12 protein-coding genes and 1 tRNA gene are annotated in these 16,763 nt (G+C 37.1%); all 13 read left to right on the top strand.

Annotation, left to right across the window (positions count from 1 at the left end; genetic code table 11):
- Window positions 1–317 precede the first annotated feature (317 nt).
- Window positions 318–2,735 carry a leucine--tRNA ligase gene (gene leuS / locus WKK_RS02990; RefSeq protein WP_013989407.1) on the top strand — a complete coding sequence of 806 codons (2,418 nt, stop codon included), beginning with the start codon at window positions 318–320 and terminating at the stop codon, window positions 2,733–2,735.
- Window positions 2,736–2,952: 217 nt separating this feature from the next.
- The gene (locus tag WKK_RS02985; protein WP_041942386.1) at window positions 2,953–4,182 is read left to right on the top strand and encodes a D-alanyl-D-alanine carboxypeptidase family protein; all 1,230 of its coding nucleotides are present in this window, start codon (window positions 2,953–2,955) and stop codon (window positions 4,180–4,182) included.
- A 72-nt stretch (window positions 4,183–4,254) separates the two neighbouring features.
- Window positions 4,255–4,327, top strand: a tRNA-Arg gene (locus WKK_RS02980).
- Between the two features lie 37 nt (window positions 4,328–4,364).
- Window positions 4,365–6,413 carry a putative polysaccharide biosynthesis protein gene (locus WKK_RS02975; protein WP_013989405.1) on the top strand — a complete coding sequence of 683 codons (2,049 nt, stop codon included), beginning with the start codon at window positions 4,365–4,367 and terminating at the stop codon, window positions 6,411–6,413.
- Window positions 6,414–6,512: 99 nt separating this feature from the next.
- Window positions 6,513–7,430, top strand: a complete 918-nt coding sequence (locus tag WKK_RS02970) for a magnesium transporter CorA family protein (protein ID WP_013989404.1) — start codon at window positions 6,513–6,515, stop codon at window positions 7,428–7,430.
- A gap of 79 nt (window positions 7,431–7,509) precedes the next feature.
- On the top strand, window positions 7,510–7,647 hold the full coding sequence (locus WKK_RS07200; RefSeq protein WP_006846029.1) for a hypothetical protein: 138 nt from the start codon (window positions 7,510–7,512) through the stop codon (window positions 7,645–7,647).
- A gap of 204 nt (window positions 7,648–7,851) precedes the next feature.
- Window positions 7,852–9,279, top strand: coding sequence for an NADP-dependent phosphogluconate dehydrogenase (gndA, locus tag WKK_RS02965; RefSeq protein ID WP_006846028.1), 1,428 nt, complete (start codon window positions 7,852–7,854; stop codon window positions 9,277–9,279).
- A gap of 248 nt (window positions 9,280–9,527) precedes the next feature.
- Window positions 9,528–10,865: an APC family permease gene (locus tag WKK_RS02960; protein WP_013989403.1), complete on the top strand. Its 1,338-nt coding sequence runs from the start codon at window positions 9,528–9,530 to the stop codon at window positions 10,863–10,865.
- Between the two features lie 13 nt (window positions 10,866–10,878).
- Entirely contained in the window at window positions 10,879–11,736 is an 858-nt protein-coding gene (locus tag WKK_RS02955) for a methyltransferase domain-containing protein (protein WP_013989402.1), read from the top strand.
- A 78-nt stretch (window positions 11,737–11,814) separates the two neighbouring features.
- Window positions 11,815–12,222 (top strand): helix-turn-helix domain-containing protein, encoded by a 408-nt coding sequence (locus WKK_RS02950; protein ID WP_006846025.1) that lies wholly within the window; start codon window positions 11,815–11,817, stop codon window positions 12,220–12,222.
- 91 nt (window positions 12,223–12,313) lie between these two features.
- Entirely contained in the window at window positions 12,314–13,141 is an 828-nt protein-coding gene (locus WKK_RS02945; RefSeq protein ID WP_013989401.1) for a hypothetical protein, read from the top strand.
- 82 nt (window positions 13,142–13,223) lie between these two features.
- The gene (locus WKK_RS02940) at window positions 13,224–14,639 is read left to right on the top strand and encodes an APC family permease (protein WP_013989400.1); all 1,416 of its coding nucleotides are present in this window, start codon (window positions 13,224–13,226) and stop codon (window positions 14,637–14,639) included.
- Window positions 14,640–14,840: 201 nt separating this feature from the next.
- Window positions 14,841–16,640 (top strand): M3 family oligoendopeptidase, encoded by a 1,800-nt coding sequence (locus WKK_RS02935; RefSeq protein ID WP_013989399.1) that lies wholly within the window; start codon window positions 14,841–14,843, stop codon window positions 16,638–16,640.
- Window positions 16,641–16,763: the final 123 nt, after the last annotated feature.

The raw sequence follows: 16,763 nt of genomic DNA, 5'->3' as shown, positions 1-16,763 counted from the left end.
TCCTCCGTCGAAATAGAATTTAACTTTCATATTAGCACATAATTTTAAAAACGATGATTAAAAATAACTTTTAACTTATAAAATTGTAATAATATTTTTAGATGGTCCATTTGAAAGGATTTTAGCTCGTTAATGTAGGATTTGATTGAATCGAGAGCTCAATTAAAAAAGGAGAATTTAGCTTTTAGATGGTTTGGAAAATACTCATACAAATTAGACTTGATTTAGCGTATAATTTTTTAATATAAACTGAAAAGAACGGCCGCCGGACCAAAGGATTTTAAATCGGGCTGGTCAGTAAAGTGAGGACGAGATAAATGGCATACCAACATCAAGCGGTTGAACAAAAATGGCAACGTTTTTGGGAAGACAACCAAATATTTAAAACCGGAACGGATCAATCTAAGCCTAAGTATTACGTTTTAGATATGTTTCCTTTCCCATCAGGACAAGGGCTTCACGTCGGGCATCCTGAAGGTTACACGGCAACTGATATTTTAGCTCGAATGAAGCGGATGCAAGGATTTAATGTTTTGCATCCCATGGGATTTGATGCATTTGGGTTACCCACTGAAGATTATGCGATTAAAACGGGAGCTAATCCCAAGGATGTGACCAAGACCAACGTGAATAATTTTCGACGTCAAATGCGTTCGTTAGGACTTTCATATGATTGGACTCGTGAAGTTAACACGACTAATCCTAAATACTATAAGTGGACTCAATGGATTTTTGAGCAATTATACAAAAAAGGTTTAGCTTATGAAGATGAAATGATGGTTAATTGGGCCCCTGATTACAATGGTGGAACGGTTGTGGCCAATGAAGAAATCATTAACGGTCGGACTGAACGTGGAGATTATCCAGTTTACCGAGTACCAATGCGCCAATGGGTTTTGAAAATCACCGAATATGCTGATCGTTTGTTGGATGATTTGGATGATTTAGACTGGCCAGAAGCGATTAAAGAGCAACAAAGAAATTGGATTGGTCGATCAACGGGTGCTTCAATTGATTTTAAGATCGATGGATATGATGATAAAAAGATTGAAGTCTTTACGACACGTCCTGATACGTTATTTGGGGCTTCATATGTTATTCTCGCACCCGAACACGATTTGGTCCAAGAAATCACTACACCAGCCCAAAAAGAAGCTGTTGAAGCTTTTAAGGAAGCCTTATCCTCAAAATCTGATTTGGAACGAACGGATTTGAATAAAGATAAGTCAGGAATTTTCACTGGTTCTTATGCAATTAATCCAGTCAATGGTGCTAAATTGCAAATTTGGATTGGGGACTATGTCTTAGCTTCATATGGAACAGGAGCCGTCATGGCAGTGCCTGCCCATGATGCCCGTGACTATGAATTTGCGACTAAGTATGATTTACCTAAGTTGGAAGTTATAGCAGGTGGTGATATTGAAAATGAAGTTTATACTGGCGACGGTGTTCATATTAATTCTGAATTTTTAAATGGTTTGGAAAAAGAAGCTGCGATAGAACGTATGTTGACTTGGTTAAGCGAAAATAAAATTGGTGCTAAGAAGGTGAATTATCGTTTGCGTGATTGGATCTTTTCACGTCAACGTTACTGGGGTGAACCAATTCCAGTGATTAATTGGGATGATGGAACGAAATCTCTAGTACCAGAGGAAGAATTACCCTTGCGCTTACCAGATGCAGAGAATATTTTGCCAACTGGAACTGGTGAATCACCCTTGGCTAATATTGATGATTGGGTAAACGTAACAGATGAACAAGGTCGTCATGGTCGACGTGAAACGAATACAATGCCACAATGGGCAGGATCATCTTGGTATTACTTACGTTATATGGATCCACATAATGACGAAATGATGGTCGATCCAGAATTAGAACAATATTGGCAAAATGTTGATCTATATGTTGGAGGAGCTGAACATGCTGTTTTGCATTTGTTGTATGCTCGTTTCTGGCACAAAGTTTTGTATGATCTAGGCATTGTTACAACGAAGGAACCATTCCAAAAGTTGGCAAACCAAGGAATGATCTTAGGATCAAACCACGAAAAGATGTCAAAATCTAAGGGAAATGTTGTTAACCCTGATGATGTGGTTGAAAAATATGGGGCAGATACCTTGCGCCTTTACGAAATGTTCATGGGACCTTTGGAACAATCAATTGCTTGGTCAGAAGATGGACTTTCAGGATCACGTCGTTGGCTTGATCGGGTTTGGCGTTTGGTGATCGATGATGAAAATCATCTACGCGATCACATTACAACGGTGAATGACCATAAGTTGGATAAAGTTTACAATGAAACAGTGAAAAAGGTTACTGAACACTTTACTAATATGCGCTTTAATACTGGTATTTCACAACTAATGGTCTTTGTAAATGAAGCTTATAAGGTTGATAATTTACCAGCTGAATATATTGAAGGATTTATTCAACTATTGTCGCCAGTTGCGCCACATATTAGTGAAGAACTTTGGAGTTACTTCCATAAGGATGAGTCAATTCAAATGACAACTTGGCCAACTTATGACGAAAGTAAGCTAGTTGAAGCCACTGTTGAAATTGTTTTCCAAGTGAATGGTAAATTACGTGGAAAAGCACAAATGGATAAAGACAGCACGAAGGAAGAAATGATTGCAGCAGCACTAGCAAATGAAGGAGTGCAACGTACTTTGGATGGTCAAGAGCCAAAGAAGGTTATTGCAGTACCTGGTAAATTAGTTAGTGTCGTTATGTAAATCAAAATAGCTGAAAAATAATTTAGTCCAATTATAGTATCAGTACTAAGCTAGTTAGGTGATTTTAAAATCACTGAGCTAGTTTTTTTATTTAACTTTTAGCTAGATCAATTAATAAAACGATTTATTTGATATTTCTTATGCGAATTTTGGAATTTATTATATACTGATAATTGATACGAGAAAGTTGAAATGTCATTTAAAAATAGGTATAAATATGAAAATTAATTTTTTTAAAGGAATAATCGTAATGTTTCTGGGCTTAATCCTTGTGCAACCGATGTCTAATGCAGCGGCTTTGACCCCGAATAGTTCGGCTCCGGCTGAAATTACGGTTGATGTCGCTTCGGGACAAGTTATTGCGAGTAAAAATGATCAAGAACGTTTGCCAATTGCTTCACTTTCTAAACTAATTGTCATTTATTTAGTAGAACAATCTATTCAATCTGGGAAATTCACTCATGAATCAACGATGAAGGTTTCATCTAAAGTAGCTGATTTTAGTCAAGATTTAGCAACGGCTAATGTTGAATTGTCGGAAGATAAAACGTATACCGTTGAACAATTAGAAACTGCGGCCTTAGTGGCTTCAGCAAATGGGGCGGCAATCGCTTTGGCAGACAAAGTTTGTGGAAGTCAGGAGCAATATTATCAAGTTGCCAATCAACTTTTGACGAGTTGGGGGATTAAAAATGCTAATATTATTTCAGCCTCTGGATTAAGTGAAAATGACATGGGTAGTTTTCAAAATAAAAACTTAGATACCAATTTAGAAAATAAACTATCTGCCCGTGAAGTGGCTAAAGTTAGTTGGCATTTGGTACGAGATTATCCTGATATTTTTAAAATAACGAGCCAAACTGAAGTAGAATTCCCAAAACCGGATGATAGTACGCAGACTTTAAAAAATACCAATGAACTTTTATGGAGCTCTAAGTATAAATTTAAAGGATTGAAAACTGGAACTACAGCTGATCATAGTCAAAATGTTGTTGGCTATACCACGATCGATAATCGACCAGTTTTGACTGTCGTTTTGAATGCATCTGAAGGACAAGATTTTACTGAGACGGAAAATATGTTAGACCAAATTCAAAAACAAACCAATTTGGTAAAAGTGACTGCTAATCAGAAAATGTATGTTAAAAATGCTAAAAATAAACAAAGTTTAGTTGAATTAAAACCGCAAAAAGATGTTGTTGTTTTTGCGAAGGAACGACGTTTAGCGACTCAACAAACATTTAAAGTGAATAGCCATGCTGATGCACCTCTCAACCAGAACGAATGGGTGGCAACTCAAAGAGTTTTGTTTAAAAATAAGTCTTTGAACGATTACTTGAGTGCACAACCTAGTTTGCGCTATGAAACAGTCAACGCAGTGAAAGTAGCTAATCCGTTAGTTTTGATTTCACGATCAGTTATGACTTGGATTGAAAAAGTTTTTTAATTTTCGTTAACTAAGATTGAAGATTCTCACATAAAATTAAATATCGTGTATAATAAACGAATGTGAGTTATCGGCGTTATAGTTCAACAGGATAGAACAAGGACCTCCTAAGTCTTAGATCACAGTTCGAGTCTGTGTAACGTCATTAAATTTAAATTGAACGAAAGGTCAGAGGTGATTGCATGACGGCTGAAACGGAACATGATAAAAAAATCCGGCGGGAAATGACGTACCAAGAGGTGCAGCATTTACTCCGGATGCAACAGCAAAGAAATGAACCAGTCGTCACAACCACACATAAGCAAGGTCTGAGTGATGCTTCTAAAAGAGCTTTAAATCGTTCTGGTAAGTTAGTTAAAAGTACGCAGAAGGTTTATGTCAAGCCGAGTCAACGTAAGAAAATTTCATTTCCAGAAAAAGAAGTGATGAATGGTGAAACCGCTAGTCATCATGCTATCCAAGTGACGGAGGTCGCTGATTCTTATCATTATGGTGATCTAGATAAAACGTTGACCCAAAAGGCAGTGACAAAAGGACAACCACAGATTAAACCTCTAAGAACCAAACAACCGATGCAAAATACAATGAAAACAGAGACCGTAACACAACCGAGTGAAGCTTTATCTGATCAAAGTAAAATGTTGCGTGGATCAATGTGGATGACTATTGGAAATTTAGTTTCTCGTTTATTAGGAGCTTTATACGTGATTCCATGGTCAATGATGATTGGAGCAGCGTACACAACTTCAGCTAATGGACTTTATGCCCAAGGGTACCAAATTTATTCGGTAGCCTTATTGATTGCTACAGCGGGGTTACCAAATGTTTTAGCTCGACTAGTAGCCGAGTTTTCGGAAAAGAAACAATTTAATCGCGTGAAAAGTATTTTACGGCAATCTTTGTTTCTAGGAGCGGTGATGGGGGCAGTTGCAGCGCTTCTGTTGTACATATTGGCAGAACCTTTATCGCAAGGAAATGATAATGTGGTGCCAGTTTTGTATTCACTGGCTCCCGCCGTTTTAGTGATCCCAATTCTTTCGATGTTACGTGGTTATGTACAAGGTTTTGAACTGATGGAAATTTCTGCACTTTCTCAAGTTGTTGAGCAGGTTGTACGGGTGATCTACATGTTGGGGATGACTGCATGGATTATGGTGGGTCATCATGGTACTTGGGTGGATGCCACTGTTCAATCAACTTTTGCGGCCTTTTGGGGCGCTTTGGCCGGTATTTTGGTTATCTTATTTGGGATTTTTCTGAAACGTGGCTACTTTGCCAGTAAATTTGTTTTAGAGGCACAACCGAAAGTTGCTCCCGCGGGTAGTTTGATTGGTAAAATGATGTGGCAAGCAATTCCGGTGGTTTTTGCTGGTTCGGCGATCTCTTTAGTTCAATTAATTGATCAGTTCAGTTTCTTCCGGATAATGCATATCTTTACTGATTTTAATCAAACGGCATTAAATCAGATGTTTGCTCAATTTTCATTTAATTCGAATAAATTGGTTATGTTAGTAGTATCACTAGCAATTGCGATGTCTGAGACAGCATTACCAATGTTAGCTCGAGCTCATGCTAAAAATGATGTTCAAGCTACAGGTCAACAAATTAATTATATTTTGAAATTACTATCATTTGTGATGATACCTGCTTCATTAGGAGTGGTTGCTGTTGCTAAGCCGTTGTATATTTTGTTCTATGGAGTATCTGACGTTAGTAATGGAGTATTAGTTTTGCAATTCTCTGGTTACATTGGACTACTATTTGGAATTTATATGGTAATATTGGCAATTAATCAGGGGCTGGGCAATTTACGATTCACCGTACTTTGGACGGTCGTAATTTTGCTGTTGAAGTTAGCGCTTCAATACCCAGCAGTCTATTTATTCCAAGGACTGGGTCCTTTGGTAGCAACAGGAACTGCTTTCTTAATTGGGTTAATTTGGGCCCTTTGGCAATTGTTAAGGCGTTATCCTATCGATTGGGAAAAATTCAATTATTCATTAATGACCATCTTATTCTGGAGTTTAATTATGTTTGCTGTGGTTACACCATTGGTCTATGGAATGGAAACTCTATTAAATGAAACTCGTTTGCAACAATTACTAGTCTTGATAGTAGGTACCATAGTAGGTGCGATTATTTATGGCATAGTTGCCTTGAAATCACACCTGGGTCAGGATATCTTTGGATTAAGAGCGCAGATGATTGCTCGTAAGTTACATTTAAAATAAAAATCATTGTGCGCTAAATTAATATTCTGTCTAAGGCTAAGCTTGGATTAAGGGAATATTTAATTTAGCGTTTTTATTTGATTAATTAGGAGCGCAAAGATGATTGAAGAACAAAAAATTACAGATTGGACTTGGGTGCAAGTGCACGAAATGCAACCGAATGAGCGGAAAAAATTGAATCAAAAATATCAAATTGCAAATGAAATGATTAATTATGCTTTGGATCCCTATGAAAGTGCACGGAATGAGATTGATGGTGAAAATTTATTGATTATTTTTGATGTTGTGACCCCGACTTCCGACATTGCAACCACTGAGCCGGCTAGCTTTATTGTTAATAAAGATCAAAAGTTTTTAATGACCTTCACTCGAATGGAAACGAAATATCTAATCAATTATATTAATAAGATTATTGAGCAAGCACATGAAAATTTGCATCATTTTCAACCAATTGATATTTTGATTGATACTCTCAGAATCTTATCAAGTAAATTTCAAACTGTGATTTTAGAAATTAATCGTCGTCGAAATCCAATTCAACGGGCTTTACGTGAGGCGAAGTCATTGCAAGGTAAAATTGATGAATTAATGAACTTACAGACCGATTTAATTTATTTATTAAATTCATTGCGTAGTGATAATGACTTAATTAATAATTTGAAAAACCAAAAATTGTTAAGTCTGGAAACGGCTCAAATTGAGAAATTAGTAGATGTTCAAGTTGAATTACAACAAGCACAAGATACCGGTGAATTATCTCAATTGGTTACCAATCAAGTGGAAGATTCATATGCTTCGATTGCTAATAATAACCTGAATTGGACGATGAAGATGTTGACGCTGGTCACAGTTGTTTTAACGATTCCGACAATTGTCAGTGGGTTTTATGGCCAAAATGTCCAGTGGTTACCGTTTGCACAAAACCATATAAGTTGGTTAATAACGATCTTGATTACTGGTATTTTAATGCTCATAACGGTGATTATTTTATGGCATCGGGGTTTTTTTAAGCGATAATTGTAATCAGTAATTGACTTTTACCTTAATTTTAGCTAGACTTATAAAGTTATCGATAACAAAACGGAGGTAAATAACAATGGCTATTCATTCACCATATAATTCATGGGCAAGCAAGCGTCCTGTTGGCCACGATGCCGGCAAGAAGGCTCGCCAAGAAACTACTGTTAATATCCAAGCTTGGGCTAAGGGTAAAGCAGAACTTGAAAACAAGTAATTATTTGCTTGTTAACTGAAGTCAAAAGGATCCTATTTCGCAGATATGCGAGTAGGATTTTTTTGTTTAAAAAATTAATATGGATTAATTGTTTGATAAAATTATTAATTGTAATGATATTTTTTTCACAATAACATTACCGTGCTTACAAAAATAAAGTATAATAGAATTGTATGTTATTAATGTAAATATGGAGGTATTAGCATGGAACAAGCTAATTTTGGTGTAGTTGGTTTAGCTGTAATGGGTCGTAATTTGGCTTTAAACGTTGAATCAAGAGGTTATACGGTTGCAGTTTACAACCGTTCACGCACACGGACGGATGATTTGGTAGCAAAGCATGCTGAAAAGCATTTTGTTCCAAGTTATACCGTTGAAGATTTTGTTAAATCAATCGAACGCCCCCGACGAATTTTGTTGATGGTCAAGGCTGGGGCTGGAACAGATGCTGTCATCGAAGAATTGTTACCATTTTTGGAAAAAGATGATATCTTGATCGATGGTGGGAATACATTCTTTGAAGATACAATGCGCCGTTCTGAATATTTGGCGGCATCTGGAATTAACTTCATCGGAATGGGTGTTTCTGGTGGAGAATTAGGGGCCTTAGAAGGACCCTCAATGATGCCTGGTGGTCAAAAGGAAGCTTATGACCTAGTAGAACCAATTTTGCATGAAATTGCGGCCAAGGCACCTGAAGATGGAAAGCCTACAGTAACTTACATTGGACCAGATGGTGCAGGGCATTATGTTAAAATGGTGCACAATGGAATTGAGTATGGAGATATGCAATTAATTGCTGAATCATATGATATTTTAAAACGTGTAGTTGGTTTGTCACAAACTGATTTAGCAGATACCTTTAAAGAATGGAATGCTGGAGAACTTGATTCATATTTGATCGAGATTACAGCTGACATTTTGACGCGAAAAGATGATCTTGGTAGTGATAAGCCAATGGTTGATATGATCTTGGACCGTGCTGGTAACAAGGGAACTGGAAAGTGGTCTTCACAATCAGCTTTGGAAGTTGGGGCACCTCAATCATTAATCACTGAATCAGTTTATGCGCGTTACATTTCTGCAATGAAGGATGATCGTGTTGCTGCTTCAAAGGAACTAAATGGCCCTGATTATCAATTTGAAGGTGATCTAAAGGCAACAGTTGAAGACTTACGTCAAGCTTTGTATTTCGGAAAGATTATGTCTTATGCTCAAGGATTTGATCAATTGCGTATGGCATCAGACCACTATGATTGGAATTTGCCATTTGGTGAATTAGCTCAATTATGGCGTGCCGGTGCAATTATTCGGGCGCGCTTCTTGCAACGGATTACAGATGCATATGATGCTGATCCAGCATTGCATAATCTTTTGTTGAATGACTACTTTAAGACGATTGCCGAAAAGTATCAAGGAGCTGCTCGACGGGTTGTGGCTTTGGCAGTGGAAGCTGGAATTCCAGCACCATCACTTTCAGCCGCAGTAGCTTATTACGATTCATATCGTTCAGCCGTTTTGCCAGCAAACTTAATCCAAGCACAACGGGATTACTTTGGAGCACACACATATGAACGAGTAGACCAACCAGCAGGTAAAATGTATCATTATAGCTGGTATGACGAAGCCTAGGCATTAGTTGTTATCAATGTTAAAGGACGGATCTCATTTGAGATGCGCCCTTTTTTGATGGATAAAAAGAAAAGTGTTCGTAAATTAAGGCGAATTATTTTATTTATGATGTCTAAAATTGGTTTTATTTATATATTTCACAAAAACAACACAATTTCATACGGGTTTAAATTGTAACAGAAAAAAATGTATGATATGGTGGAAAAAAGTCTTTTCTAGTAGTCTGAACATGGGTAGGGAGTAATGATATGCAAACAAAGCCAAGTATAGATTTGAAACGTGATTTAGGGATTATTTCTGGTTTATCAATGGTCGTAGGAACAGTGATCGGATCAGGTATTTTTTTTAAACAAGCTAGTGTTTTAGAAATGGCCGGTGGACAAACCCAAGGCTTGTTAGCTTGGGGTTTGGGAGGAATTATAACCTTAGCTGCTGGGCTAACAATTGCTGAAGTGGGTTCGAGAATTCCTAAAGCTGGTGGCCTTTATAGCTATATTGATGGAATCTATGGTCACTTAATGGGGTTTTTGACGGGATGGTCGCAGGTTGTAGTATATGCACCGGCCGTGATTGCCTCAATCGGTGGTTATGCGGCGCATCTTACCGCTAATTTTTTAGGATTAGATTTGATTTGGGCTCGATGGATTGGCGTTGGCTACATTTGTTTTGTGATGGGCTTAAATTTATTAGGTAATCGGATCGCAGCGGGCTTCGCAGTTTTAACTACTGCAGTTAAAATGATCCCGATAATTATCTTGATTGTTTATGGACTTTTTTTTGGACGAGTAGACGCCGTTGGAGAGACAGTCACGCAAGTAACGGCAACGCCTGGCGGAAGCTTTGGGATGGCTGTTTTAGCAACATTATTTGCTTATGATGGTTGGGTACTTGTAGCTAATATTCGAGATGAGATGAAAAATCCTAAACGAGATCTACCTTTATCGATAGTTTTTGGAGTTCTTTTGATTCTGCTATCATATTTAGGGGTTACTTACGGCGTTTATCGGGTCTTGCCAGCACAAGAAATAGTAAATTTAAAGGATAATGCTGTCTTTGCGATGGTGAAGTCAGCTTTTGGTCTCTTGGGGGGCCGGATTATGTCTTTAATTATTATTATTTCAATGCTAGGAACGATGAACGGTAAAATGGTGGCTTTTCCTAGAATGGCTTATAACATGTCAAAAGATGGCCTTTTCCCAAATTATTTAAAAAACTTGAGCACAAAATCATTTGTCCCAGCGCAAGCAACGATTACGATTGCTTTGATGGCCATTTTGATTGCTGCTTTCACTGATTCAGCGGATCTTTTGTCGAATCTTGCTATTTTTACTATCTGGATTTTTTATGTTTTGGCATTCATTGGCGTTTTTATTTTGCGATGTCGTCAAAAAAATATGCAGTTAAAAATTGATTTCAAAACGCCACTGTTTCCAATTACGCCTTTAATTGGAATTTTTGGGGGAACTTTTGTCGTTGGTTCTACTTTAATTACTGATTTTAAAGGTGCAATGGCTTCAATTATTATGGTTTTGGTAGGTATTCCAGTATACTATTACTATAGCAATAAGCAAAAGCACATGAAATGAGTGAAATTATCATATGAAAAAAATTGAACGTGGTCAAAAATTCATCACTAAAAATCTAGAATTATTTCGTTGTAATGTTTGTCATGAACCATATTCTGAAGTTCAAGACACAAGTTTAATATGCCCTAATCAGCATCGATTAGATTTAAATAAAAAAGGTAGCTTGGTTTTTTTGAATCATGCAGTTAATACTGAATATGATGATAAGATGCTTGCCGCACGTCGTAGGGTTCTAACAGCGGGGCTTTTTGATGGGATTATTACTGCAGTGGCAGCGAATCTACCTACAACTAAACAAACCATTTTGGACGTAGGAACTGGGGAAGGGACACCTTTGGCTCGGTTATTAGAACAGAGAGCTAGTTTGGACACAGCAATTGGCTTTGATATTAGTAAAGCTGGTATTAATCTAGCGACGCAGCTGGATACATCAGCTTTTTTCACGGTTGCAGATTTAGCACAACTACCTTTTAATGATGATAGTTTTGATAGTGTGGTTGAATTTTTCTCACCCAGTGCCTATCAAGAATTTAATCGGGTGTTAAAGCCAGGTGGAAAAATTGTTAAAGTTGTGCCAAATACCAATTATTTACATGAACTAAGAGAAATGCTGTATCCAATAGATTCGCCTAATCATACTTATGATAATCAAAAGGTAGTTGATCGGTTTATATCTCAATATCCAGATGCAGAAATACAAAATATTACTTATCAATGGGAAATACCAGCTGATTTATGGATTGATTTATTACATATGACCCCATTGCATTGGGGTGCCCGGCAAGAAGCTCAAATTGCAGCAGAGCAAACTTCCTTACCTTTTGTAACGGTTGATATTCAAGTTTTGACGACGTTAAAAGAAGGAAAATAAATTTTTTGTGGTAAAATTGATCATTTTTCGTTAGAATTATAAAGAGTGAATTGAAGATGAAGGGAGGAATGGGGAGACATGTTTCCAGAACGCTTACGAGAATTACGCAAAAGCCGTAATATTACGTTAGAAATGTTAGCAGAAGCGCTAAATCAACAATTAGATCCGGGGCAAAAACCAAATACCGCGGCTCAAATTGGGAACTGGGAACGTGGTGACCGTTCACCTTCATATTTGGAAGTGCGTAAATTAGCTGATTTTTTTGAAGTGACAATGGATTTTCTAGTGGGACGGGCCAGCGATGAAACGACTGATTTATCATTGCTATTTTTATCGGGAAAAGAAATTGATTTTAATGGTAAAGCTTTAACTGATCAAGAACGGTTTGATATTTTCCAAATTATTAATCGTCATTTTGCTGAGAAAAATAGTATTTTTGGTAATAATAATCAGACGATTATTAATCAACAAGGTGATTTGTTTTAAGAGTATTTATAAAAAATAATTAATATTAAATAAAAAATTCGGCTGGCACATATTTTTGGGCCAGCCTTTTTCAATTTCAAAAGAGGATCAAATGAAGAATAAAGTAACAATATCGCAACCGATAAGTTTAGAAACAAGTTCTTATTTTCAACAAATAAAAAATTATCAATCAAAATTCAAACTAATACCAACGATTGTGGATATGGTCAATAATGTCTTATCAGTTGATACTGACTTGCAATCAGGAATTTTACCGGATCACCTTCCATTTTTAGAGATTAACGATCAGATGGTTTCAGCGGTTCAGCAGCAAATCATCACCCAATATCCAAACCAACCAACGTTGGGGAATCAATTATGGAATCAAAAAATTGAAGAATTGATGGATTTAGATCATTTGTTGCATGGTCTGCGAGATGAATTAATTAAAAGATATAAAATGTATGGCTATGTTTCATCCCCAGCGGTTGAATATTTATCTAAATATTTAGCTGGTCGTAAGACTTTAGAATTAATGGCTGGCTATGGATATTTATCAGTTGGATTGAAGTCCATACAACCGCTACATTGGATTCATGCAGTTGATAATGAGAGTTGGCAATTTCAACCCCAACAAAGTTTATTACCGCCACAATCACTGGTTGAAAAGATGGATGCTTTGGATGCCCTGAAACATTATGGATCTGAGTCTGAGGTTATTATTTTGAGTTGGTCGCCTGATCAAGATGAAATTGATCTGGAATTATTAGCTTGGGTACGAGAAAATTTCAGTGGAGAATTCTTAGTTTTAGGAGAATTTAAAGGGGCGACTAATTCGCAAGCATTTTGGGATAAAGCAAATTTAGAACCAATGGAAGAATATAATCAAAGGTTTAAAAGTTTTGATTTAATTGATGAAAAATTATATCGGGTTAAGTGACTTAAAAGACTTGTTTCATGAACATAATTAAGATATTATTAAATAATTATGTGAAAAAGATCAATGGATTGGGTGAGATGACATGAAAATTTGGGATCAAATGTGGCAGAAAGAATCAGCTGCCAATTATGAAGATAAGGATGCCCGCCTACAACGGGTATTGGGAGTTAAAGACTTCTTAGCATTAGGGGTTGGGACGATCGTTTCTGCCTCGATCTTTACATTGCCGGGCGTCATTGCAGCTGGACATGCTGGGCCAGCAGTGGTGGTTTCGTTTATTTTGGCGGCATTAGTTGCTGGATTAATTGCTTTTGCTTATGCTGAAATGGCTTCAGCAATGCCATTTGCCGGTTCTGCTTATTCTTGGATTAATGTTTTGTTTGGTGAATTCCTAGGATGGTTAGTCGGTTGGGCCTTGTTAGCTGAATATTTTATTGCTCTAGCCTTTGTGGGAGCTGGTTTATCAGCTAATTTAAGGGGACTGTTAGCTGAATTTGGTTTGCAGGTACCTCAAGTCTTTGTAACTCCCATTGTAGATGGTGGTTATGGGGATTGGATTTCAATTGCTTCAATTCTAATTGTAACGGTTTTATTAGGACGAGGAGTTAAGAATGCCACTCGGGTAGAACTATTTCTGGTGATTGCTAAAGTGTTTGCTATCTTGTTGTTTATCGTAGTTGGATTAACAGCTTTTCATGCTAGTAATTTACATCCATTTGTTCCTCAATATGATCCGAGTGTAAAACCTGGACCTTATGGTGGCTGGCAAGGAATTTGGGCAGGAGTTTCGGGAATTTTCCTATCATATATTGGATTTGATGCTATTGCAGCCAATTCGGCGGAAGCTAAAAACCCAGGTAAGACGATGCCTCGTGGAATTTTAGGATCGTTATTAATTGCCGTTGTCCTATTTTCAGCTGTGTCGTTAGTTTTGGTTGGAATGTTTAAAGCTAGCGCATATGCAGGTAATGCTGAGCCTGTGGCTTGGGCGTTACGAGAAGCTGGGCATCCAATTGTAGCAGCAGTAGTTGCTATGATTGCGGTAGTTGGAATGTTTAGTGCTTTGATTGGAATGAGCATGGCCGGTTCAAGACTAGTTTATTCATTCGGCCGGGATGGATTATTACCTCAGTCATTAGGTCGTTTAAATAAAGACCAGTTACCAAATGTCGGTCTTTGGACGGTCGCGATTGTTGCTATTGTGATTACTGCTTTCTTTGAATTCTCACAACTTGCACAATTAATTTCGGCAGGAACCCTATTTGCCTTTATTTTTGTAGCATTAGGTATTTATCGTTTACGTCCACGTGAAGGGCGTGATCTAACTGATCCTGCTTTTAAAATGCCATTATATCCGGTCTTACCAATGGTCGCAGCCTTATTTGCTCTGTTTGTATTATTAGGTTTGGGATTAGATGCAAAATTAATGATGATTGGTTGGTTTATCTTAGGGCTAATTGTTTACTTTACTTATGGAATGAAGCATAAAATTCGTTAGCTGTTCTGTGAAAATTAATATAAGTTGTAATTTACAAGCACTGGGTTAAGTTAATAAAAGATAGAGAGTTGATTAGCGTAGTTAGGTTTTGAACCTAATGTTAATTAACTCTTTTTTGATGCTTGGAATGCGAATGATTGGAGTCCACTTTAAATTAGAGTAGAATAAGGTAAAATTAAATCAAGAAAGAGGAGTATAAAAATGACGTATTCGTTAAATTGGAATTTAGAAACTATTTTTAAGGGTGGAGTTCATGGAACAGAATTCAATATTAAAATAGAAACTCTTAGGCAACAGGTTATTGAATTCAGTACACAAGTAAAGCAAGATAAATCAGATCACAAAATTGAAAAAATGGGGGAGCTTTTTGGACTTTATCAGGAAATTCTGTCAGGGTATTTAACTGCAGACCTCTTTGTGAATGCTTGGTCAGCTGATGATTATACTAATTCAGAATTCAGACCAATTCAAAATCAAATTGATCAATTAGGAACAGAATTAGCTAAGCCTGAAAAGGAATTGCAAGTTTTCTTAGCTGAATTAACAGAGACAGAATTTGAAAATTTATTAGCGCAACCGGAGTTAGCAGAGCTTCAATTCAACTTAAGTGAACAACGGGCAAAAGCCCAATATCTATTGGATTCAAAAACTGAAGATCTTTTGGATCAGTTACGGTTGGATAGTTTAATGGGTTGGTCGCAGCATTATGAAACTTTGGTGGCCGGTCTGACTTTGAGTTTTGAAGATGAAAATGGGCAACAACAAACGATTTCAGCTGGACAAGCCTTAAATCAAATTGATGGCTATCCAGATGCTCAAGTTCGACGAGGTATAATGCAGGCTTATGAAAAAATGTGGACTAAGGTGGAAAATTTAGCAGCAGATACGTTGAACCATCTAGCTGGTGCACGACTAACTGAACAAAAAGCCCGAGGTTATCAAGATTATATGGAAGAGCCATTAGCTTTAAACCGTATGTCTGCTGAAACTTTAAATAATATGTGGTCAGTTGTGGATGCGCACAAAGATATGTTTAAGCCATATTTTGAACGGCGGGCCCAATTGATGGACATCGATAAATTAGGATGGCAAGATCAAACGGCACCTTTGACTCATTTGGGAACATATCAACTCGCTCCTCTATCCTATGATGAGGCCGCAAAATTAATTATTACTAATTTTGGACAATATTCATCTAAAATGGCACAATTTGCGCAGAATGCCTTTGAAAAAGGTTGGATTGAGGCAGAAGATCGGCCTGGTAAGCAACCTGGTGGTTGGATGGAGAGTATTCCAGATATAAATGAATCACGAATTTTCCTAACGTTCACTGGTTCTCCCAATGATGCAGCTACGATTGCCCATGAGTTAGGACATGGTTTCCATACGAGCGTACTTCAGGATCTTCCATATTTAAGAAATGATTATGCAATGAATGTGGCTGAAACAGCTTCTACTTTTGCCGAATTGATTGTGAATGATGCAAATGTGCAAAGTGCCCAAAGTGATGCTGAACGAGTAATGCTATTAGATGCTAAGCTGGCTAATCCAGTAGCTATGTTTTTAAATATTCATGCTCGATATCTTTTTGAAAATGAATTTTATCAAGCTCGGCAAGAAGGTTATGTAACTGCTTCACGTCTTAATCAGATGATGGAAAATGCTCAAAAAACAGCATTTGGAGATAGCTTATCAGAATGGCACCCTCATTTCTGGGCTTCAAAGTTACATTTCTATGCAGATGATGTTCCATTTTATAACTTCCCCTATACGTTTGGTTATCTATTCAGTGCAGGAATTTATGCTTGGGCTAAGACACAACCTAATTTTGAGGAAGCTTATATTAGTTTGTTACGGGATACAGCAGCTATGTCAACTGAGGAATTGGCACAAAAGCATTTGGGAGTTGATTTAACCAAACCTGATTTCTTTGAGGCTGGAGTTTCAGCAATTCAAGCAGATATTGATCAGTATCTAGACCTATCAGAACCGTTTATCTAAGATTTAAAAATAAACGGATCTTAATTATGAATTATTACAATCAAAATATGATGGGTTAAAGTTTAAAGTCAGTGATAATTGCATCTAAGCTGCTTTGTTGCACTCATTTTTAATGTGCTTTAC

This window comes from Weissella koreensis KACC 15510 (assembly GCF_000219805.1).
Classification (GTDB): Bacteria; Bacillota; Bacilli; order Lactobacillales; family Lactobacillaceae; genus Weissella; species Weissella koreensis.
The sequence above is the reverse complement of the archived record's forward strand: the minus strand, read 5'-3'. Positions and strand labels throughout refer to the sequence as shown.

Bases quoted from the DNA above. Each gene is read 5' to 3' on its own strand.
- WKK_RS02945 (WP_013989401.1), top strand. From the start codon at position 12,314: ATGAAGAATAAAGTAACAATATCGCAACCGATAAGTTTAGAAACAAGT.
- leuS (WP_013989407.1), top strand. From the start codon at position 318: ATGGCATACCAACATCAAGCGGTTGAACAAAAATGGCAACGTTTTTGG.
- WKK_RS02955 (WP_013989402.1), top strand. From the start codon at position 10,879: ATGAAAAAAATTGAACGTGGTCAAAAATTCATCACTAAAAATCTAGAA.
- gndA (WP_006846028.1), top strand. From the start codon at position 7,852: ATGGAACAAGCTAATTTTGGTGTAGTTGGTTTAGCTGTAATGGGTCGT.
- WKK_RS02970 (WP_013989404.1), top strand. From the start codon at position 6,513: ATGATTGAAGAACAAAAAATTACAGATTGGACTTGGGTGCAAGTGCAC.
- WKK_RS02960 (WP_013989403.1), top strand. From the start codon at position 9,528: ATGCAAACAAAGCCAAGTATAGATTTGAAACGTGATTTAGGGATTATT.
- WKK_RS02950 (WP_006846025.1), top strand. From the start codon at position 11,815: ATGTTTCCAGAACGCTTACGAGAATTACGCAAAAGCCGTAATATTACG.
- WKK_RS07200 (WP_006846029.1), top strand. From the start codon at position 7,510: ATGGCTATTCATTCACCATATAATTCATGGGCAAGCAAGCGTCCTGTT.
- WKK_RS02985 (WP_041942386.1), top strand. From the start codon at position 2,953: ATGAAAATTAATTTTTTTAAAGGAATAATCGTAATGTTTCTGGGCTTA.
- WKK_RS02935 (WP_013989399.1), top strand. From the start codon at position 14,841: ATGACGTATTCGTTAAATTGGAATTTAGAAACTATTTTTAAGGGTGGA.
- WKK_RS02975 (WP_013989405.1), top strand. From the start codon at position 4,365: ATGACGGCTGAAACGGAACATGATAAAAAAATCCGGCGGGAAATGACG.
- WKK_RS02940 (WP_013989400.1), top strand. From the start codon at position 13,224: ATGAAAATTTGGGATCAAATGTGGCAGAAAGAATCAGCTGCCAATTAT.